Origin of the sequence: Anaeromyxobacter dehalogenans 2CP-C (assembly GCF_000013385.1) — a bacterium.
Taxonomy (GTDB): domain Bacteria; phylum Myxococcota; class Myxococcia; order Myxococcales; family Anaeromyxobacteraceae; genus Anaeromyxobacter; species Anaeromyxobacter dehalogenans_B.
This window is the reverse complement of record NC_007760.1, coordinates 570,977-590,007: the sequence shown is the minus strand read 5'-3', so window position 1 is coordinate 590,007 and position 19,031 is coordinate 570,977. Positions and strand designations below refer to the sequence as shown.

Here is a 19,031-nt window from a genome sequence, read left to right as displayed (position 1 = left end):
CGCGCGTACGGGCCGGTACAGCGCCCGTTCAGCGGAGGTGCCCGGCGAGAAACGCGCGCACCGCCTCCAGCGCGCGGGCCTCGACCTCGGCCTGCGTGGTGCCGCGCGCCGCGAGCGCGCGCACCCCGGCCTCGAGCGAGTGGTTCCCGTCCTCCACCACGTGGAGCGCGCTCGGCGCGCGCATGCGGCGGCGCACGGCCTCGAGCGCGTCGAGCGGGCACAGCGGATCGCGCGTCCCCTGCACGAACAGGACGGGCGTGCGCAGCGCGAGCAGCACCTCGTCGCGGAGCGCGCCCGAGGCGCCGCGCAGCGGGTACCCGAGGCACACCAGCGCCGCGACGTCCTCCTCCAGCGCCAGGTGGCACCCGACGCGCGAGCCCATCGACTTCCCCGCCAGCACCACCGGCTGCCGCGAGCGGCCGCGCAGGGCCCGGAGCGCGGCGCGGTGCGCCTCGAGCAGCACCGGCAGGCGGTCCGGGGAGCGGCGCCCGGCGAGCCGGTACGGGTAGTCGAAGCGGCCCACCTCGCCGATCGCCGAGAGGTGCCCGGCCCAGCGCTCCATCCACGCCGACGTGGAGGCCGCGCCGGCGCCCGGCGCGAGCAGCACCCGCGGGCGGGCGCGGCGCGCGCGGCTCACGGCGCCTCCAGCGGAAGCTGGCCGTCGCGCGGGTCCACCGCGCGCAGCACCGCCGCCCCGTGGCGGCCCGCCGCCGCGCAGGCGTCGCGGAGCGGCAGCCCGGCCGCGAGGAGGTACACGAGCGCGCCGGCGAAGCTGTCGCCCGCGCCGTACGCGCCGCCGATCCCGTCGGGCGAGGGCGGCGCCGGGAAGCGCTCCACCCCGGCGGCTGTCTCGATCGTCCCGCCAGCGGCGCCCTCGGTCAGCACCAGCGCGCCGGGCGGCACCGGGTAGTCGGCGCGCGCGCTCACCTCGCGCGCGTCGAGGCGGCTCCCCACCACCACGTCGGCGGCGACGCCCGACCGGGCCAGCGCCTCGCGCCGGCGGGCGGTCACCACGAGCAGGCGCGCCGCGCGGGCGGCGCGGAGCGCGGCGGGGTCCTGCGCGGTGAAGTACGCGGCGTCGCAGCCGGCCAGCGCGCCCCAGGGCAGCGCGTCGTCCGCGCGCGGGTGGAGCGGCTCGCCGACCACCACGATGGTGCGCTCGCCGTCCGGGGTGAGCAGGACGAGGTCGCGGGTGTGCGGCCCGGCCCGGCGAGCGGCGTGCACGCGCACCCGCGGTCCGCTCGCGGCGAGCGCCCGCTCCACCTGCGCGCCGGCCTCGTCGCCGCCGAGCGCGGTGAACAGCAGGACCTCGGCCGGCGAGCGGGCGAGCTGCCAGAACGCCACCCCGCCCCCGCCGCCGGGGAACCACCGCGGCGCCTGGAGGTGCGCGATCTCGCCGGCGCGCGGCAGCGCCGGCACGCGGCCGATGGTGACGTGCTCGACGTGGCCGACCACGGCGAGCCGGAGCGGGGGACGGGCGGGCGGCGTCATGGCCTGGGACGTAACACGGCGCCGCGCCCGCGGCCCGCCCCGGCGCGGCGCAGTTGTGGGCCGGGCCGCCCTCCGGTAGCGTCGGCGCGCACGGAGGCGGAGGCCACATGCTGGAGCGCATCGGGATCTCGCTCGAGGACGGGCTGCTCGAGCAGTTCGACAAGCTCATCGCCGAGAAGGGCTACGTCAACCGCTCGGAGGCGGTCCGCGACCTCATCCGCGACGCGCTGGTGCAGCGCGCGTTCACCGAGTCGTCCGGTCGCGAGGAGCGCGTGGCCGTGGTGACGCTGGTCTACGACCACGACTCCTCCAGCCTGGCGCAGAAGCTCGCCCACATCCAGCACGAGAACCACCGCGCGGTGGTCTCGGCGCTGCACGTCCACATGGACGCGCACAACTGCCTCGAGGTGCTGGTGCTGCGCGGGCGCGGCAAGGACGTGGTCGCGATGGGCGAGAGCCTGGTCGCGACCAAGGGCGTGAAGTACGGCAAGCTCGTGCCCGCCACCGCCGGGCACGACCTGCGCTGAGCGGCGGTTGCGTCAACCCGTCCGGTTGACCCCGCGGCGGGACTCCAGTATCACGCTCCTCGGAATCGTGCTACGCGCCGGCGCTTCGCGCCGGCGAGGCGCACGCCTGACAGGAGCCCGTCCGATGCGCGCCGTCCTCGCCCTCCTCCCGCTGCTGCTCGTCCCCGCCGCCGCCCGCGGCCACGAGGTCCTGCACGAGCTCGTGCCCGGGCACGCCGCAGGGCTGCGGGTGTACGAGTCCGACGGCGAGCCGCTCGCGGACCGCGCCTACGAGCTCTGGTCTCCGTCCGACGCGCGCACCCCCTGGCAGAGCGGGCGCACCGATCGCGCCGGCTGGATCGCGTTCGTGCCCGACGCGCCCGGCGCCTGGCGCGTGAAGGTGGTGGACCCGGGCGGGCACGGGCTCGACACCACGGTACAGGTCGCGGGCGCGCAGGCCGTCCCCGCCGGCCCGCCGCCCGCCGGCGCCGGCTTCGCGCTCCGGCCGCTCGTCGGGGCGGCGGTGATCGCCGCGATCTTCGCGGCGCTGTTCGTCTACCAGCGCCGCAGGGGCGCCCGCCCGTGACCCGGCGCGGCGGCCGCGGCCGCGGGGGCTAGCCGATGCACGTCCCGGACGGCTTCCTCTCGCCCGCCATCACCCTGCCGGCCTACGCGGCCGCGGCGCCGCTCTGGGCGCTCGCCGCGCGGCGCCACCTCGGGCGCGACGCCGCCGACGCGCTGCCGGTGGTGGGCGCGCTCACCGCGCTCGCGTTCGTGGTGCAGACCATCGCCATCCCGGTGCCGGGCGGCACGTCCACGCACCTCGTGGGCGTGACGCTGCTCGCGCTCCTCCACGGCCCGCTGCTCGCGTTCCTGTGCGAGTCGCTGGTGCTGCTGCTCCAGGCGCTGTTCTTCGGGGCGGGCGGCGTCACGGTGCTCGCGGTGAACGCGCTCGCCATGGGCCTCCTCGGCCCGCTCGCCGGCTGGGCCGTGCACCGGCTGCTGCGCCGCCGCGCCCAGCGCGCCGCGGCGTTCCTGGGCGCCTGGATCTCGATGCAGGTGGCGGCCGGGGCGGTGGCGCTCGTGCTCGGGCTCCAGCACCGGATCGCGCCGGAGTACTTCCCGGTGCCGTTCGCGGTGTCCGCGACGGCGCTGCTCGTGCCCAGCCTGGCGGTGACCGGCCTGGTGGAGGGGCTCTACACCGTGCTCGCGCTGGCGCTCCTGCGGAAGGCGGATCTCCGTGGCGTCGCCTGACCCGCGCCGCGAGCGGCTCCTGCTGGCCGGCTGGCTCGCGGCCGCGTTCGCGCTCTCGGCGGTGACCGACCTGCGCGCGCTCGGCCTCGCGGCGCTGGCGGCCGCGGTCGCGTTCCGGCGCGGCATGGCGCGCGCGCTGGCGCGGGTGGCCCGCCTGGTGCTGCCGGTCACGCTCGCGATGTCCGCGCTGTCCTGGGCCTTCCTCCGCCTCGGCGCGCCGGCCGCGCCGCCGCTCCAGCCGTTCCTGGCGCTCGCCGCCCGGACGCTGCTGCTCGCGTTCCTGGCGTTCTCGGTGCTCGCCCGCGTGAACCTGCTCCGCGCGCTCGCGCCCTGGCCGGCGGCCACGCGGCTGGTGGTCGTCGCGCTCGCGCAGATCCACGCGCTCCGCCTGCTCGCCACCGAGTCCGCCGACGGCCTGCGCAGCCGCCTGCCGCGCCGGCCCGGGCCGCTCGACGTGGTGCGGAACGCGAGCGGCATCACCGCCGCGCTGCTGGTGCTGGCCGTGCGGAACGCGCGCGAGGTGTCCGACGCCATGCGCTCCCGGGGGTTCTAGCCGTGGAATTCGAGGTGGACGTCCGGCGGATGGAGCTGCGCGGCCGGCCGGTGCTGCGCGACGTCCGGTTCTCGGTGGCCGCGGGCGAGCGGGTGGTGCTGCTGGGCGTGAACGGCTGCGGGAAGACCACGCTCCTCAAGCTCATGGACGGGCTCGCGTTCCCGCAGGAGGGCGCGGTGCGCTGGCGCGGACGCCCGCTCGAGCCGGCGGCGCTCGCCGGGGCGGCGTTCCGGCGCGCGTTCCGCGGCGAGGTGGGGCTCCTGTTCCAGAACGTGGACGCGATGCTGTTCAACCCGTCGGTCGCCGACGAGATCGCGTTCGGCCCGCGGCAGCTCGGCGTCCCCGAGGCCGAGGTCGAGGCGCGCGTGGCGCGCTGGGCCGGCGCGTTCGGCCTCACGGCGCTGCAGGAGCGGCCGCCGTTCGAGCTCTCCGGCGGCGAGAAGAAGCGGGTGGCGATGGCGGCGCTCATGGCCGTCGGGCCGAAGGTGCTCTTGCTCGACGAGCCCACCGCCGGCCTCGATCCCGCCAGCGCCGGGCGGCTGGTGGACTTCCTGGCCGGGCTGGAGGGGACGACCGTCGTCACCTCCACGCACCACCTCACGCTGGCGGAGGAGCTGGGCACGCGGGCGGTGCTGCTCGGGCCGGATCGCCCCGGCGTGCTGCACGACGGGCCGACCGGCGCGCTGGTCCGCGACGAGCGGGCCCTGGTGGAGAGCGGGCTCGCGCACCGGCACGTGCACGCGCACGGGGCCGAGGTGCACGCGCACTTCCACGTGCACGACACGGAGTAGCGGGCCGCGCCCGCGCGCTACGAGCGGATCGGGATGACCACGGCGCCCGCCGGATGCGCGGGGCGGACGTGATCGGCGAGGCGGCGGTCGGAGCCCGCCATGTGGCCGGCCAGGCCGGCGCGGAGCTCGACGGCGAACGCGAGCGCGAGGTCGTCCTCACCGCGCTCCAGCGCCGCCTGGATCTCGCGCATGGCCTCGAGCAGCGTGCGGTGCTCCGAGGCGTGATCGGCGAGCCCGTCGAACGCGCTCGCCTGCATGAGCATCTCCTCGCTGCCGAAGTGGACGCCGCTGTACGAGAGGAGCTGGGCCGAGAGCTGCCGGGCCATCCAGGGGCGCGCCTGCTCGATGGCCTCGGTGAGCGCGGTCACGAGCGCGATCTGCAGGTGGTGCTCGTGGTCCATCGCCTCGTGGCCGAGGTCGAGCTTCTCGTTCCAGGCGTGCGCTTCGATCATGTCCGGGCTCCCGGCGCCCGGTCGGGCGCCTCGCCACAGTCCTTCCATCCGTACCCGGCCGAGGCAAGGCCTATCCGGGTAGGCCCGAAGGAGCGATCCGAGGGCTGGGCGGCTACACGGTGGGTGATGGGTGCGCCACGGTGTCCGGCAGGGCGAAGCCAGCGGGAGTTCACCGGCGGACGAGGCAGGGCGGGCGATCGCGGAAGCGGCGCTCGTACGGGACGTAGACGAGGCACGAGCGCCCGCGGCCCTCCCCCGCGCACACCTCCTCGCAGGCCCGGTACGTCCGCGCGTGCGGCCGCGCCGTGGCCGCGCCGGTGTGCGCGTCCACCAGCCGGTCGTATGCGCCGCGCCGCCCCAGCCCGGCCTCGCCCGCCGAGTGCGCGCTCGAGACGATCACGTCCGGCACGCCCTCGGCCCACATGCCGGCGCCGGCGCGCTGCGCCTCGCGCTGCGCCGCGAGCAGCGCGGGCTCGGCGGGCCCGTCCATCGCGAACACGGTCGCGAGCCCCTCGCGCACCAGCGCGCGCGACAGCTCGGGGCACTCCACCAGCAGCCGGCCGTAGCGGTCGCGCCCGCCGCGCCCGCGCACGCTGCGGCAGTCCCAGCTCCCGGCCGCGGCGCGTGGGCCGGCGGCGCGCGCCACCGCGAGCAGCGCCTCCGGCCGCCAGCCGCCCCAGCGGTGCACCGGGCCGTAGGTCTCGAGCGTGTTCACGCCGGCGAGGCGCGCGCGCTGGCCGGCGCGAGGGCCGGAGAGGAGCCGGAAGGTGTCGCCGTCGGTCCAGCGCACCGCGGCGGCCTCGCCGTCGAGCACCACCCGCCCCTCGGCGGCGGCGCGGGCGGACCGGCCGCGACGGGCGCGCGCGTCGGAGGGCGCGGCGAGCGCCAGGGCGAGGCAGCAGAGCGCGAGGAGCGGCGGGCGCGGCGGGATCACGCCGCCAGGATCGCACGGCGGGCGGACACGCGCGCGCCGATCAACGGAGCCCGACCACCAGGATGACGAGCGTCACCGCGGACGAGCCCACCAGCGCCCAGCCCAGCTCGCGCAGCCGCTTCGGCGAGACGCGCACCAGGCACACCACGATGGAGAAGAGCGCGGTGGGGAGCGTGGCGAGCGCGAGCGCGCCGGGCAGGCCCGCGGCGCTGAGCGCCACGGCCGCGACCGCGAGCAGGCCCGCCAGCACCGCGTGGCGGCGGCCCGGATCGGCGGCGCCCTTCGAGCGGACGCGGACGAGGATCACCTGCACCGCGAGCGTGGCGGCCCCGAACGCGAGGATCCAGGCGAGCAGCGCGGCGAGCGCGGCGGGGTGCTCGGCGCCGGCGGCGAGCGCCACCGCGTAGCCGGCGGAGGCGAGGGCGGCGGCCACGGTGATCTCGCCGGCGACGGTCTTCTCGAGCCGGCGCCACACCAGCACGCCCACCAGCGCCGCGAGCGCGGCCGGGAGCAGCAGCGCGAGGCGCGCCACGGGCGGCGCGAGCGCGATGCCGGCGATCCCGGTGGCGGCGGCCAGCCCGCCCAGCGCGGCGAGCCAGCGGCGGGCGCGCGCCCCGTCCTCGGCGACGGCGCGGCGGCCGCGCTGCCCGAGCACGACCAGCAGCGGCTCGTGCGCCACGAACGCGAGCACCACCGCGGCGGTGAGCAGCCAGGCGGCGGCGCCGGGCCGGGCGATGGCGAGCGCGGTGAGGAGCGGCATGGCGAGCTGGCCCCAGGCGCCGTGCTCGTGCGGCAGCATCGAGCGGCGCTTCGCCGGCGCGGCGGCGGGGGCCTGGGGACCCTGGCGGGCCTGGGCAATGATGGGCTGGCTCGGCACGGCGGTTACTCCGCAGAGGTGGGGTTCACCGGTCCATGTAGCAAGGGGGCTGCCAGCCGCAACCCTCCGGTGATCGGCCGGTTTCCCGGTGCTCCGGCACCGCGCACCCGCCCGTCGGTGCGGCCCTCACGGATTCCCGACGGTCGCGGCGGCCGCGGGATCCTCCCAGGCGCCCCGGGTCACGGGCCGAGCAGCGCCGGGTCGAGCGGGGTGGCGGGGGCGTGGAAGCCGTTCATCTCCCAGAACACGCGCACGCTGCGCCCGGTGAACGCCTCGCGGCCCCCGACCTCGGGCCAGAGCGTGCGGGTGTGGAGCGTGCCCTCGATGCCCACCCCGTGCTCGCCGGCGATGCGCACCACCAGCGCGGCGTCCCCGGCGCCGATGAGCTCGTCGCCGCCGATGGTCCCGGCGCCGAAGAGCAGGTACTGGCGCAGGCCCAGGCGCACCGCGGCGCGCTCCGCGGCGGTGAGCTGCAGCTCCAGCACCGACTGGCCGCCCGGGCCGAGGCGGTAGTCGCGCCCCTTCCCCTCGGCGTCGCGCGCCACCTGCCCGCCGCCGCCCATGAGGATCCCGGAGACGATCGCGGTGCCCTCGACCAGCAGGTCGTGCGCGAGGAGGCGGCCGCCGGAGGTGCCGAGGCCGAGCGCGCTGGTGGACACGCGGAACACGCCCGGCGTGTCCAGGTCGAAGCTCCCGTACAGCCCGTAGACGCCGCGCCAGCCGCCCGCGTCGCCGTAGGTCGCCCCCGCCAGCAGGCCGCGCAGGATCAGGGTCGCGTCGGGGTTGGAGCGGCCGGCGTAGGCCGCCTGCAGCTCGAAGTGGTCGAACGGCCGCTCGAAGCGGAACGCCGGGTGCCACGCGAGCCCGTGCACCATCCGGAACGCCACCTCGGGCGAGGTCTCCCAGCCCGGCGACGGTCCCGCCGCGTCCCACGCCAGGCGCGCGGCCACCGGCCCGGCCGAGAGCGTCCACGCGCGCGGCTCGTCCAGCTCGTCGTGGCCGTCGTGGAGCAGCCCGTGGTTGAGCGCGTCCATCGGCGAGAGCAGCCCGGCCCCGAGCTCGCGCCACGGGTTGCGGCCGTCGCCGCGCAGGATGCCCGCGAGGCGGAACAGCACCTCGCCGAGCACGATGCCGCCGATGGGCGTCGTGATCTGGTCGTTGATCGAGGGCGGCTCGGTCTCGCCGGCGATCTCCCACACCAGGCTGGAGGCGAAGGTGTACGGCGTGGAGCGCCAGAAGCCGAGGCCGGCGCTGCGCGCCGCGGTCATCGACCACATGCCCTGGTACGGGTGGCCGAACTGGTTGATCCAGAACTGGTCGTCGTCGAGCACCCAGGGGCTGCGGAGGTTGCGGCCGATGGACTCGCCGGAGATGTCGGCCCAGGGCGCCTCGCCGACCCAGCGGTTCCAGCCCATCATCACCAGCGTGACCGCCGCCGACTCCGCCGCGGGGATGAACACGTTCGCGCCAGGCGGGAGCGGGCGCGGCGAGAGCGAGGGTGGCGGGCGGGGCGGCAGCACCGAGGCCGGGAGCGTCGCCGCCGTCGCGGCGGGCGCGTCGGCCAGCGCGGGCACCGGCGCCGCGGTCGCGGCCTGGCCCCCGGCGGCGGGCGGAGCCGGCCCGCGCTCCGCAGCGGCGTCGGGCTGCGGCCAGGCGAGCGCCAGGCAGGCGGCGATCAGGACACGGCGTGCGGGCACGGCGGAGCCCCGCATCTAGCATCCCCGCGCGCGCGGCGCCAGCGGCCGGCGATAGGCTTTGACCCTCCCGCGCCGGTCCGGTATCCGTGCGCTCCCCGCCCGCGGGCCCACCATGGAATCCATCCTCGGATCGTTCCTGCTCGTCGCCGCGAGCGAGATGGGCGACAAGACCCAGCTCCTCGCGTTCTCGCTCGCCACGCGCTTCCGGAAGCCCTGGCCCATCATGGCCGGCATCCTGGTGGCGACGCTCGCGAACCACGGCCTCGCGTCGTCGCTCGGCGCCTGGATCTCGGCGAACGTGCCGGCGCGCATGCTGGCCGGCGTGCTCGCGCTCACGTTCCTGATGTTCGGCCTGTGGACGCTGCGCCCGGACTCGCTCGAGGCGTCGAAGGGGCCGGAGCGCTTCGGCGCGTTCCTCACCACCACCGTCCTGTTCTTCCTCGCCGAGATGGGGGACAAGACGCAGCTCGCCACCGTGGCGCTCGCCGCCCGCTACGGCGACGTGATCCGGGTCACCGCGGGCACGACGCTCGGGATGCTCGCGGCCGACGGGCTGGCGGTGTTCCTGGGCGAGAAGCTCGCCGCGCGCGTCTCCTCGGCGCGCATCCGCTGGGCGGCGGCCGGCCTGTTCTTCCTGTTCGGGCTCATCTCGGCCTGGGCGGCGATCTTCGGCTGAGCGGCGCCCGGGACGGCCCCGGCCGCGAGGCGGGCGGGCCGCGAGCTTGCGCCCGGCCGCCCGAGGGGCGAACCTTCGGGCGTGACGCCCGCGTTCGACGCCGAGAACCTCCGCATCCTGGGCCACCTGTGCGTCGCCCTGGTGGTGGGCGGCGCGATCGGCATCGAGCGCTCGTACCACGGGCGCCCGGCGGGGTTCCGGACGCACGCGCTCGTGTGCCTCGCCTCGAGCCTGCTCATGCTGCTGACGCTCTACCAGCAGCGGTGGTTCCCCTCCGCCGAGACGGTGCGGCTCGACCCCACGCGCATGGCGCAGGGGATCATGACCGGCATCGGCTTCCTCGGCGCGGGCGTGATCTTCAAGGAGGGGATCACCGTCCGCGGCCTCACCACGGCCGCGTCCATCTGGATCACCTCCGCCATCGGCGTGATGGTGGGCAGCGGCATGTACTTCCCCGCGCTCGCCGCGACCGTGCTGACGCTGGGCGTGCTCTCCGGGTTCCGGCTGATCGAGGCGCGGCTGCCGGCCCACCAGTACGCCGCGCACCGCCTGCGGTTCGACCGCGGCGAGGCGCTCGGCGAGGAGGCGGTGCGGGCGCTGCTCGCGCGCCACGGCTGCAAGCTGAGCTCGATGTCGTGGCGGCTCACCGACGAGGGGCGCTGCGTGGAGTACCGGATGACCGTCCGCACCTCCGACGCGCGCAACTTCTCCCGGCTGGCGGCGACGCTCCAGGACCTGCCGGTGGTGCGCGAGTTCGTGCTCTCGCCCGCCGGCGACTGACGGCGCCCATCCCTCGAGGCGCCCTGCCGCGGCCCACGCTGGCGCGCGGGGCGGCTCTCCTCCACAATGAGGGATCCCCAGCTCCGGTGCGTCCCACATGACCCTCCGTCTCCTCCCCGCGCTCGCCGCCGCGAGCCTGTCCCTCCTCGCCGCTCGCGCCGGCGCCGCCGGCGCGCCGTGGGAGGGCGCGCCGTTCTCCGCCGACCCGAAGGCGATGCTCGCCGCCGCGCAGGCGCTCGCGCCGCCCCGGGCCGCCGGGGTGGACGTGCTGCTGGAGGAGGGCCGGTTCCGCTACGACGCGCGCGGCGCGCTCACGCTCGAGCACCGCCTGGTCTTCCGGCTCCTGACCGCCGAGGCGGCCCGGAGCTGGTCGCGGGTGGAGCGGTCCTACGCGCCCTGGCAGCAGGCGCGCCCGGAGCTGCGGGCGCGCGTGATCACCGCCCAGGGCGAGGTGCACGAGCTCGACCCGGCCACGCTCACCGAGCAGGGCGTCGCCGACCGCGCCGACCTCATGTACTCCGACCGGCGGGTGGTGGCCGGCCCGCTGCCGGCGGTGCGCGTCGGCTCGCTGGTCGAGGAGCTGATCGTCGTCCGCGACACCGCGCCCAGCTTCGACGGCGGCACGAGCGCGCGCTTCTTCCTGGCGCAGGCGCTGCCGGCGCGGCGCATCCGCGTGGAGGTGGCCGCGCCCGCCGAGCTCCCGCTGCGCTGGGTGGTGCGCGGGACCGACGCCGCGCCGAAGGAGACGAAGGAGCGCGGCGAGCGCCGCCTGGTGATCGACCGCCGCGACGTGCCGGGCTGGACCGCGGTGGAGCCGGGCGCGCCCCGCGACACGCCGCCCGCGCCCTACCTGGCCTTCGGCTGGGGGCGCTCCTGGGCGGACGTCTCCGCGCGCTACGCGGCGTCGTGGGAGCGCCAGCTCGCGGGCAGCGGCCTCGCCGCGGCCGCGCGGGAGGCGCTCGGCGAGGGCCAGGCGCCGGACCGCGCCGAGGCGGTGCGCCGCGTGGTGGCCTGGGTCCACCGCAACGTGCGCTACACCGGGCTCGAGCTGGGCGAGGCGGCGCTGGTGCCGGCCGCGCCGGACGAGGTGCTGAAGCGGCGCTACGGCGACTGCAAGGACCTGTCGCTGCTCGTCGCGGGCATGCTGCGCGCGGCCGGCCACGACGCGCGCCTGGCGCTGGTGCGCACCGACTGGCACGAGGTGAACCCGGAGCTGCCGGGCATCTCGCAGTTCGACCACGTGGTGGTGCGGGTGGAGGGCTCGCCGGCCATCTGGGTGGACGCGACCGACCCGTACACGCCGCCCGGCGTGCTGCCGCCCGCGGTGGAGGGGCGGCTGGCGCTGGTGACGCCCGGCGGGCGCGAGCTGGTCCGCACCCCGGAGCGCGGCGCGGCCGACAACCGGGTGCGCATCGTGCGCGAGCTGTTCATGGCCGAGAGCGGGCGCGGGCGGATCCGCGAGACGCGCGAGCTGGTGGGCGCGCTCGCCGCGACCGAGCGCGCGTTCCGCGAGCGGATCCCGCCGGAGCGGCGCGACGAGGTGGCCGAGCACTACGCGAAGGAGGTGCTCCGCGCCGCGGAGGTCCTCTCCGCCAGCACCGAGGGGCTGGACGATCCCTCGGCGCCGCTGCGCCTGGTGGTGGACGCGAAGGAGACCGACGCGGTCCGCACCGCCGACGACGAGGCGGAGCTGCCGGTCACGCCCGACCAGGTGTTCGACGCGCTGCCGGGCTTCCTCACCGGCGATCCCGAGGGCCACGGCGCGGCGCCGCCGGCGAAGCGCACCGCCGACCTGCTCCTGGTCGTGCCGTACCAGTGGGAGGTGACCTACCGGATCCACGTGCCGGACGGCTTCGAGCCGCGCCCGCTGCCGGCGAGCACCACCGAGCGCTTCGGCCCGGCCACCTACGCGCAGACGTACGCGCGCGCGCCGGACGGCACCGTGACGGCCACCTTCCGGTTCGACACCGGCGGCCGCCGCCTCTCCGCCGCGGACGCGGCCGCGCTCGGCAAGCGCGCGCGCGAGGTGGTGCGCGGCAGCTCGCCCGTCGTCGCGCTCGACCGGACCGCCGCCGCCCTCCTCGCGGCCGGCAAGGTGCCGGAGGCGCTCGGGGAGATGCGCCGGCTCGCGGCGCTCCATCCCAAGGAGGCGCTCCACCACGTCCAGCTCGCGGCCGCGCTGGTCCGGCTCGGGTTCTCCGAGCAGGCCGCGACCGAGGTCCGGCAGGCCATCGCCCTCGAGCCGGACAGCGCCTGGGCGCACCGCATCCTGGGGTGGATCCTGCAGCACGACGCGGTGGGCCGCTACCAGGGGCCGGGGCACGACCGCGCCGGCGCGCTCGCCGCGTACCGGAAGGCGAAGGACCTCGACCCGGACCACGCCGGCGGCCGGGCCGCGCTCGCCGAGCTGCTCGCGCGGGAGGCGAACGGCGCGCCCGCCGCGACCATCGGCGAGGCCGTCGAGGAGTTCGAGGCCATCCGCGCCGACCTCCACGAGCAGGCCTTCGACGGCCCCTACCTGCGCACGCTGTTCGACGCCGGCCGCGACGCCGGCGCCGAGAAGCTCGCGCGCGACATGCCGCGCGGGCGCGAGCGCGACGGGCTCCTGCTCGCCGCGGTGGCGATGCAGCGGGGCGCGCCGGCGGCCGAGGAGGAGTCGCGCGGCATGGGCGACGGGCGTCGCGACGCGCTCCGCGACGCCGCCCGCCTGATGGTGGGGCGCCGCAGCTACGCGGCCGCCGCGGCGCTCGCGAGCGCGGCGGCGCAGGGCGCGCCCAACGCGGCCGAGATCCGCCAGCAGGCCGACCTGTTCCAGGGGCTGAAGCCGTGGGAGACGCTCGCGCCCCAGGGCACCGAGGCGGCGCGGCTGGTGAAGCGCCTGTTCGTGGCGGCGATCCGCTCGCCGGCGCCGGCGCGCGAGCTGCCGGGCATGGTGGCCCGCGACCGGCTCGGGCCGGAGCTGGTGCGGATCGCCGACCAGGGCCTGGGCGGGCCGATCGCCGGCGCGCGCCGCACCCTGCACGAGCAGGGGATCCCGCCGGACGTGCTGCTCGACCTGGTGCTCTCGCGGGTGGAGATGCTGGAGGACGGCGATCCCCGCGCCGCGGTCCGGGTCCGGGTCCAGTTCCCGTTCACCCCGGGTGACGGCCGCTCGGCCGTGTTCGTGGTGCGCGAGGGCAAGGAGCCGAAGGTGCTCGCCACCGACACGGCCTGGCCCATCCTCGGCGCCGAGGCCCTCCGGCTGGCCGGCGCGGGCGACCTCGCCGGCGCCCGCCGCTGGCTCGACTGGGCGCGCGAGACGCTCCCGGGGGCGGAGTCGGACCCGTCCACCCCGGCCGGCGTGCTGGCGCGGCTGTGGCGCCCGGGCGCCGAGGCCGGCGCGCCCGAGGTGCGGCGCGCGGCCGCGGCGGTGCTGGCCTGGGCCGACGAGGCCGGCCGGTCCATCCCCACCCTCTCGGAGGCGCGCGCGCGGGCGACCGATCCCGCCGAGCGCCGGGCGCTCGGGTTCGCGCTGGCGCAGGCGTACCGCGCCGCGGGCAAGCGCGAGGACCAGCTCCGCGTCGCGCGCGAGCTGCTCCAGGACGACCCGGCCTCGCGCGAGGCGTTCGCGCTCGGGGCGGTGGCGCTCGCCGACCTGAAGCGCCCCGCCGAGCTGGAGGCGCTCGCCGCCGGCGTGCTGCAGCGCCTGCCCGACGATCCCGAGGTGCTCGGGCTGCTCGGGAACCTGCGGCTCGGGGCCGGCAACGTGGACGAGGCGGCGAAGGCGTTCCGGCGGCTCATCGACGGCGGCAAGGCGAGCCCGCTCGTGCTCAACAACGCCGCCTGGCTCGAGCTGTTCCGCGCCACGCCCGGCAAGGACGCGCTGGACTGGGCGCGCCGCGCGGTGGAGGGCGAGCGCGGCCAGAACCACCCCTCGCTCAACACGCTCGCGGCCATCTACGCCGCGAGCGGCCAGCCCGCGGAGGCCCGCGAGGTGTTCCTGCGCTCGCTGGACGTGAGCGGCGACGCGCTCGAGCCGGCGGACTGGTTCGTCTTCGGCCGCATCGCCGAGGCCTGGGGCGTGCCCGAGGCGGCGCGCGCCGCCTACGCGCGGGTGGCGCCGGATCCGCTCGATCCCACCGCGCCGCACACGCTCGCGCAGCGCCGGCTGGCGCTGCTGGGCCCGGCGCCCGCCCCGGCCTCGCCCGGCGGCGCGAAGCCCGCGCCGGGCGACGCGCCCGCGGTGCCCCCCGCCCGACCCCTGCCCGCGGCGGCGCCCGCGCCGGCCGCGGCACCGCCGGCGACGCCGGCCGCGCCCGCGAGGCCCGAGGGCGGCCAGCCCGGGAAGAAGGCGCCGGCGCGGAGGAAGCCCGCGCCCCCGGCGCCGAAGGCGCCCGCCGCCGGCGCGCGGCCCGCGTAGGCGGCCCGCCGCACGGTCCGTGAACCCGTCACGGCGGGGGCGCATCGTCGCGCGGCAACCACGGACCTTGCGTCCGGCCGCCGCGGCCGCGACAGTGGCGGGGCCATGCTCGCCGCCGCCGCCGGCCGCCCCGCCGCCCGCGTCGCCGCCGCGCTCCTCGCGCTGGCGCTGTCGGGCGGCGTGCGCCTGCTGCCGGCCCGGCCGGTCTCCGGGCCGCACCGGTGCTCGTGCCGCGCCCACGGCGAGGATCACCTGTGCGCCTGCGCGATCTGCAACGCCCAGGCGCGGCGCGCGCGGAAGGCGGCGCGGCCCGAGGACCTGCCCCCCTGCCACCGCGACGCGGCCCGCCGCGCGGCGGCGCAGGAGGAGGAGCGGGCGCGGCGCGCGGCGCTGCCGGGGCTCCTGCCGACCTGCGGCGATCCGGAGGGCGGGCTGGCCGCCCCCGGCGCCCTCGATCCGTTCTCGGTGCCCGCCCGGCCGGCGCTCGCGCTGGCGGAGTGGCGCACCCCCTGCCCGACCCCGGCCGCCGTGGCGCCGGAGCGGGCGCCCCGCCCCGCCGTCCCGCCGCCGAGGCCGCCCGCCGCGCGCGCCCTCTGACCGGGCGCGCCCCGCACCATCACGAACCGTGAACCTGCGGCCGCGGCCGCCGGCGCGAGCCGGCGTGCGCGCGGCGGACGTGTACCCGTGTGTCCGGAGGACCGATGTCCCTGAACTGGAAGCTCGCGCGGCTCGTGGCCGCGCTGACGCTCCTGCCCGCGCCCGGCGCGGCGGAGGAGCCCGCGGCGGAGCCGCGCACCGAGGTGCTGCTGGAGGAGATCGTGGTCAAGTCGCGGCGCGAGCCGCGCGCCGACGGGCTGGAGGTACGCGAGGTGCGCGAGACGCCGGCCCGGGACCTGGGCGAGGCGCTGGAGCAGGCGCTCGGCGTCGGCAAGGTGCGCAAGGCCGGCATCGCGAGCGACGTGGTGCTGCGCGGCCTGAAGCGCGACGACGTGAACGTGCTGGTGGACGGCACGCGCACGCACGGCGCCTGCCCGTCGCGCATGGACCCGCCCGCGTTCCACCTCGACTGGGCCGAGGTGGACGGCGTGGAGGTGCGGCGCGGGCCGTTCGACGTGAGCCAGCCGGGCGGGCTCGGCGGCGTGGTGGACGTGCGCACCCGCGGCGCGCGCCCGGGGCCGGGCGCGGAGGTGAACGTGGGCGCGGGCTCGTTCGGCGCCGCGGAGAGCAGCGCCGTCGCGTCCTACGGCGGCGGGCGCGCCTCGCTGCTGCTGGGCGGCGCGTTCAAGCGGAGCGACCCCTACCTGGCCGGCGACGGGCGGAACATCACCGAGATCATCCCGGCGACCAGCACCGGCCGCTACCGGGACACCTCGGACCACCAGACCGCGTACGACGTCCGGAGCGGCTGGGCCAAGGTGGGTCTGGTGCCGGCGGAGGGGCAGCAGCTCGAGCTCGCCTACACGCGCCAGGAGGCGGACGACGTCCTGTACCCGTACCTGCTCATGGACGGCATCCGGGACGACACCGACCGGGTGAACGCGACCTGGCGCGCCGGCGCGATCGGGCCGCTCGCCTCGGCGCGGGCGCAGCTCTACTGGACGCGGGTCGCGCACGACATGGACGACCGCGACCGCTGCAGCTCCGCGGCGGACCCAGCCGCCTGCGCCGGCGGGCTGGCCGAGGCCTGGTCGATGCGCACCGAGGCGCGCACCCGCACGCTCGGCGCGAAGCTGGAGGCGAGCCTCGGCGGCGGTGACGCGGCCCTCGACGCGAGGCTCGGGGCCGACCTCGTCGTCCGCAACTGGGACAACGAGACCATCCGCGTGCGGCGCGCCATGCCCGGCCAGCCGTACGTCGGGGAGGCGTCGATCCCCGACGTCACCCAGACCACCGGCGGCGTCTACGCCGAGCTGCGCCGCGCGCTCGCGCCGTCGCTGCGCGCCACCGCCGGCGCGCGCCTCGACGTGGCCGAGTCGTACGCCGGCGTGGACCGGCGAGACTTCTACGCCACCTGGCGGCCGGGCTCGTCGCCGGAGCGCTCCCGCACCGACCTGCTCCTCGCCGGCAACGTCCAGCTCGACTGGGAGGCGGCGCGCGGCCTGACCCTGTTCGCGGGGTACGGCCACGGCACGCGCCTGCCGGACCCGCAGGAGCGCTACATGGCGCTGGCGGGGCTGATGGGGAAGCCGGCCTGGGTGGGCGATCCGTCGCTCCGCCCGACGCGCAGCGACGAGCTGGACGCGGGGCTGCGCTTCACCGCCGACCGGCTGCTCGCGAAGGCGCAGGTGTTCCACGCCTGGCTCGCCGACGAGATCACGCTGGTGCCGCTGGCGCTGCCGGGCGGCGCGACCGCCAAGACCTACGCCGGCGTCAGCGCGCGCCGGGTGGGCGGCGAGGCCTCGGCGCGGCTGGCGCTGCCGCTGCGGCTCTACGCCGGCGCGGCGGTCGCGTACGTGTGGGCCCGCAACGAGACCGCCGGGACGCCGCTCGCCGAGATCCCGCCGCTGCGCGCGAGCGCGTCGCTGCGGTGGGACGACGGCCGCTTCTTCGCCGAGGCGGAGGAGCAGTGGGCGGCGCGGCAGGACCGGGTGGACCCGGCGCTCGGCGAGCGGCCCACCGCCGCGTGGTTCATCACGAACCTGCGCGCGGGCGCCGAGTGGCGCGGCCTGAAGGCGTTCGTGGGCGTGCGCAACCTGCTCGACAAGACCTATGCCGAGCACCTGTCCTACCTGCGGGATCCGTTCGCGGCCGGCGTGAAGGTGCCGGAGCCGGGGCGGACGCTGTACGCCAACGTCCAGTACGCGTTCTAGGCCGGCGCCACCGGGCCGCTCTCGCCCTCCGGGGCGGGAGCGGCCCGTCCCGGCCTACCGCGCGGTGAGCGCGTCGGCGGTGACGAACCGGGGCGCGATGTCCACCGGCAGGTCCTCGATCCGCGCGAGCGCGCGGGCCACCTCGGGCCGGACCACGCCCAGCTTCTCCAGCATGGCCTTCGCGGCGGCGCGGTCGCCCTTCGCCTGGATGGTCATGATCTCGCGGGTGAGCCCGGCGACGGCGTCGCGCATCTTCGCGCCGTCCACCGCGAACGTCCCGTCCTTGCGCGCCACGATCGCCCCGTGGTCGAGCAGCCAGTTGATCTGGATGGCCATGCCCTTGCCGTGGGCCTCGTTCAGCCCGAAGCGGATCGAGCGGAACGCGCCGCAGAGGAAGGTGGGGTAGAGCGTGTCGCGCATCCGCCGGTCGAGCTTGCCGTCGTCGAGCAGCTTCTCCAGCGCGAACAGCCCCGCCACGTCGGCCTTCGCCTCCTCGAGCGCGCTGTAGGTCTCCGCCAGCGCGGCGCGCACCGTGACCTCCTGGCCGTTCACGGTGGCGTGGTGCGGGCCGAGCCCGTGCACCAGCTCGTGCATGAGGATGTGCGTGAAGAACGGGTCGAACGCGACGTGGGCCCGGTCCGCCGGCGAGAGCAGGCGGCGCGCCACCGGCTGCAGCACCTTCTGGAACTTCGCCTCCTGCACGTTCTTCAGCATCACCCGCTTCGACCCCATGGTCCTCGTGACCCACTCGTCGTTCGGGAGGTTGTAGGCCGCGGTCTGCACGCCCTTGGCGGCGTCGCCGCCTGCGTAGACCTCGTTGATCACGCGGATGGGCGCGAGCGCGCCGATCTTCGGGTTCTTGAAGGCCGCGTCGATGGGCAGCGCGTCCTCGATGCCCTGCAGCTCGGCGGCGAAGCGGGCCACCTTCGCGGTCTCGGCGTCGTCCCGCACGCCGATGAACGCCTCGAACGCCGCCTTGGCGTTGAACCAGCCGTCCTCGTAGACCTCGTAGGGCCCGATGGTCGGCTCCACCGCCGAGTCGAGGCGCATCCAGGCCACGTCGGAGTCGCGGTAGGCGTTGCCGACGAACGCCGCCGCGCGCGCCTCGAGGAACGTCCGCAGCCCCGCGTCCTGGGTCGCCGCGGCCGCCTCGCGCAGCAGCGCCGCCGCGCGCGCCAGCTCGCCCTGGTACTCGAGGCTGTACGGCACCGCCACGAGCTTGCCGGCCGCGTCGCGGCGGACGGTGGTGAAGAAGCCCATGGCCCGGTCCTTCTCCTCGGGCGCGAGCCCGGCCGCCCACCGCTCCACCTCGTCCTTCGTGGCGCCCGCCGGGTAGAAGCTCGCCTGCTGCGGCTTCTCCGGGATCCCCGGCAGGAAGGCGCGATCCTCCTCGAGCCGGTCCCACGGGCCCTTGTTGCGCAGGAACAGGCGGAGCCGCGCCTCGCCGAGCGGGCTGCGATCCTCGACCAGCCGGAGCAGCAGCGCCTCGTTGCCGGCCCACACCTGCCGCAGGAACAGCGCGTCCATGATCCGGCCGGCCTCGACCAGGCGGGCGAGCGCCGTGCGCTCCGACGCGGGCAGCTTCGAGAGATCCACCTTCAGGTCCACCGGCGCGAAGCGGGCCTCGGCGCGGCGGAGCGAGGCGACGCCCGGGGGCGCCGCCTCGGCGGCGCGCGCTGGACCCGGCGCGGCGGCGGTGAGGACGGCGATCGAGGCGAGCAGCGAGGCGTACGGGAAGCACGAGGCGTTCATGCGATGTCCTCCAGGAGGCCCCAGTTCTACACCGGCGCCGCGCCGGGGGGCGGGCAGGC

At 77.5% G+C, this 19,031-nt stretch carries 17 protein-coding genes; 10 read left to right on the top strand and 7 right to left on the bottom strand.

Annotated elements, in window-relative coordinates:
- Nucleotides 1-28: 28 nt before the first annotated feature.
- Nucleotides 29-637: an alpha/beta hydrolase family protein gene (locus ADEH_RS02565; protein WP_011419558.1), complete on the bottom strand. Its 609-nt coding sequence runs from the start codon at nt 635-637 to the stop codon at nt 29-31.
- Nucleotides 634-1,491 carry a PfkB family carbohydrate kinase gene (locus ADEH_RS02560; RefSeq protein WP_011419557.1) on the bottom strand — a complete coding sequence of 286 codons (858 nt, stop codon included), beginning with the start codon at nt 1,489-1,491 and terminating at the stop codon, nt 634-636. The genes ADEH_RS02565 and ADEH_RS02560 overlap by 4 nt, the downstream gene beginning before the upstream one ends.
- Nucleotides 1,492-1,598: 107 nt before the next feature.
- Here ADEH_RS02560 and nikR point away from each other — a divergent pair, with 107 nt between their 5' ends.
- The 5 genes from nikR (at nt 1,599) to ADEH_RS02535 (ending at nt 4,595) form a co-directional block, all read left to right on the top strand.
- A complete protein-coding gene (gene nikR / locus ADEH_RS02555) occupies nt 1,599-2,018 on the top strand; it encodes a nickel-responsive transcriptional regulator NikR (protein ID WP_011419556.1) in 420 nt (139 codons plus the stop codon).
- Between the two features lie 124 nt (nt 2,019-2,142).
- On the top strand, nt 2,143-2,583 hold the full coding sequence (locus ADEH_RS02550; protein ID WP_011419555.1) for a hypothetical protein: 441 nt from the start codon (nt 2,143-2,145) through the stop codon (nt 2,581-2,583).
- A 35-nt stretch (nt 2,584-2,618) separates the two neighbouring features.
- The gene (locus ADEH_RS02545) at nt 2,619-3,251 is read left to right on the top strand and encodes an energy-coupling factor ABC transporter permease (RefSeq protein WP_011419554.1); all 633 of its coding nucleotides are present in this window, start codon (nt 2,619-2,621) and stop codon (nt 3,249-3,251) included.
- Entirely contained in the window at nt 3,238-3,804 is a 567-nt protein-coding gene (locus tag ADEH_RS02540) for a hypothetical protein (RefSeq protein WP_011419553.1), read from the top strand. Before ADEH_RS02545 ends, ADEH_RS02540 begins: the two co-directional genes overlap by 14 nt.
- Before the next feature lie 2 nt (nt 3,805-3,806).
- Nucleotides 3,807-4,595 (top strand): energy-coupling factor ABC transporter ATP-binding protein, encoded by a 789-nt coding sequence (locus ADEH_RS02535; protein WP_011419552.1) that lies wholly within the window; start codon nt 3,807-3,809, stop codon nt 4,593-4,595.
- Between the two features lie 17 nt (nt 4,596-4,612).
- On the opposite strand, the gene ADEH_RS02530 is transcribed toward ADEH_RS02535, so the two are convergent.
- The 4 genes from ADEH_RS02530 to ADEH_RS02515 all read right to left on the bottom strand — a co-directional run bounded on the left by ADEH_RS02530 (nt 4,613) and on the right by ADEH_RS02515 (nt 8,555).
- A complete protein-coding gene (locus ADEH_RS02530; RefSeq protein WP_011419551.1) occupies nt 4,613-5,047 on the bottom strand; it encodes a bacteriohemerythrin in 435 nt (144 codons plus the stop codon).
- A 169-nt stretch (nt 5,048-5,216) separates the two neighbouring features.
- Nucleotides 5,217-5,981 carry a thermonuclease family protein gene (locus ADEH_RS02525; RefSeq protein ID WP_011419550.1) on the bottom strand — a complete coding sequence of 255 codons (765 nt, stop codon included), beginning with the start codon at nt 5,979-5,981 and terminating at the stop codon, nt 5,217-5,219.
- Nucleotides 5,982-6,021: 40 nt separating this feature from the next.
- Nucleotides 6,022-6,858 carry a YwiC-like family protein gene (locus ADEH_RS02520; protein ID WP_011419549.1) on the bottom strand — a complete coding sequence of 279 codons (837 nt, stop codon included), beginning with the start codon at nt 6,856-6,858 and terminating at the stop codon, nt 6,022-6,024.
- Between the two features lie 179 nt (nt 6,859-7,037).
- Nucleotides 7,038-8,555 carry a DUF3943 domain-containing protein gene (locus tag ADEH_RS02515; RefSeq protein ID WP_232287413.1) on the bottom strand — a complete coding sequence of 506 codons (1,518 nt, stop codon included), beginning with the start codon at nt 8,553-8,555 and terminating at the stop codon, nt 7,038-7,040.
- A 112-nt stretch (nt 8,556-8,667) separates the two neighbouring features.
- Between ADEH_RS02515 and ADEH_RS02510 the strand changes: the two genes are divergently transcribed.
- From ADEH_RS02510 to ADEH_RS02490, 5 genes are all read left to right on the top strand, one after another.
- Nucleotides 8,668-9,231, top strand: a complete 564-nt coding sequence (locus ADEH_RS02510; protein WP_041453281.1) for a TMEM165/GDT1 family protein — start codon at nt 8,668-8,670, stop codon at nt 9,229-9,231.
- A gap of 81 nt (nt 9,232-9,312) precedes the next feature.
- Nucleotides 9,313-10,011 carry an MgtC/SapB family protein gene (locus tag ADEH_RS02505; protein ID WP_011419546.1) on the top strand — a complete coding sequence of 233 codons (699 nt, stop codon included), beginning with the start codon at nt 9,313-9,315 and terminating at the stop codon, nt 10,009-10,011.
- 97 nt (nt 10,012-10,108) lie between these two features.
- Nucleotides 10,109-14,410 carry a DUF3857 domain-containing protein gene (locus ADEH_RS02500; protein WP_011419545.1) on the top strand — a complete coding sequence of 1,434 codons (4,302 nt, stop codon included), beginning with the start codon at nt 10,109-10,111 and terminating at the stop codon, nt 14,408-14,410.
- Nucleotides 14,411-14,515: 105 nt separating this feature from the next.
- Nucleotides 14,516-15,007 (top strand): hypothetical protein, encoded by a 492-nt coding sequence (locus ADEH_RS02495; protein WP_011419544.1) that lies wholly within the window; start codon nt 14,516-14,518, stop codon nt 15,005-15,007.
- Nucleotides 15,008-15,111: 104 nt separating this feature from the next.
- On the top strand, nt 15,112-17,220 hold the full coding sequence (locus ADEH_RS02490; RefSeq protein ID WP_011419543.1) for a TonB-dependent receptor: 2,109 nt from the start codon (nt 15,112-15,114) through the stop codon (nt 17,218-17,220).
- A 54-nt stretch (nt 17,221-17,274) separates the two neighbouring features.
- Here the strand turns inward: ADEH_RS02490 and ADEH_RS02485 are convergent, their stop codons facing one another.
- Nucleotides 17,275-18,972 carry a dipeptidyl-peptidase 3 family protein gene (locus ADEH_RS02485; RefSeq protein WP_011419542.1) on the bottom strand — a complete coding sequence of 566 codons (1,698 nt, stop codon included), beginning with the start codon at nt 18,970-18,972 and terminating at the stop codon, nt 17,275-17,277.
- Nucleotides 18,973-19,031 lie beyond the last annotated feature (59 nt).

Coding starts and splice junctions, on each gene's coding strand:
- ADEH_RS02490 (WP_011419543.1), top strand. CDS start 15,112: ATGTCCCTGAACTGGAAGCTCGCGCGGCTCGTGGCCGCGCTGACGCTC.
- ADEH_RS02545 (WP_011419554.1), top strand. CDS start 2,619: ATGCACGTCCCGGACGGCTTCCTCTCGCCCGCCATCACCCTGCCGGCC.
- nikR (WP_011419556.1), top strand. CDS start 1,599: ATGCTGGAGCGCATCGGGATCTCGCTCGAGGACGGGCTGCTCGAGCAG.
- ADEH_RS02550 (WP_011419555.1), top strand. CDS start 2,143: ATGCGCGCCGTCCTCGCCCTCCTCCCGCTGCTGCTCGTCCCCGCCGCC.
- ADEH_RS02495 (WP_011419544.1), top strand. CDS start 14,516: ATGCTCGCCGCCGCCGCCGGCCGCCCCGCCGCCCGCGTCGCCGCCGCG.
- ADEH_RS02560 (WP_011419557.1), bottom strand. CDS start 1,491: ATGACGCCGCCCGCCCGTCCCCCGCTCCGGCTCGCCGTGGTCGGCCAC.
- ADEH_RS02485 (WP_011419542.1), bottom strand. CDS start 18,972: ATGAACGCCTCGTGCTTCCCGTACGCCTCGCTGCTCGCCTCGATCGCC.
- ADEH_RS02530 (WP_011419551.1), bottom strand. CDS start 5,047: ATGATCGAAGCGCACGCCTGGAACGAGAAGCTCGACCTCGGCCACGAG.
- ADEH_RS02510 (WP_041453281.1), top strand. CDS start 8,668: ATGGAATCCATCCTCGGATCGTTCCTGCTCGTCGCCGCGAGCGAGATG.
- ADEH_RS02500 (WP_011419545.1), top strand. CDS start 10,109: ATGACCCTCCGTCTCCTCCCCGCGCTCGCCGCCGCGAGCCTGTCCCTC.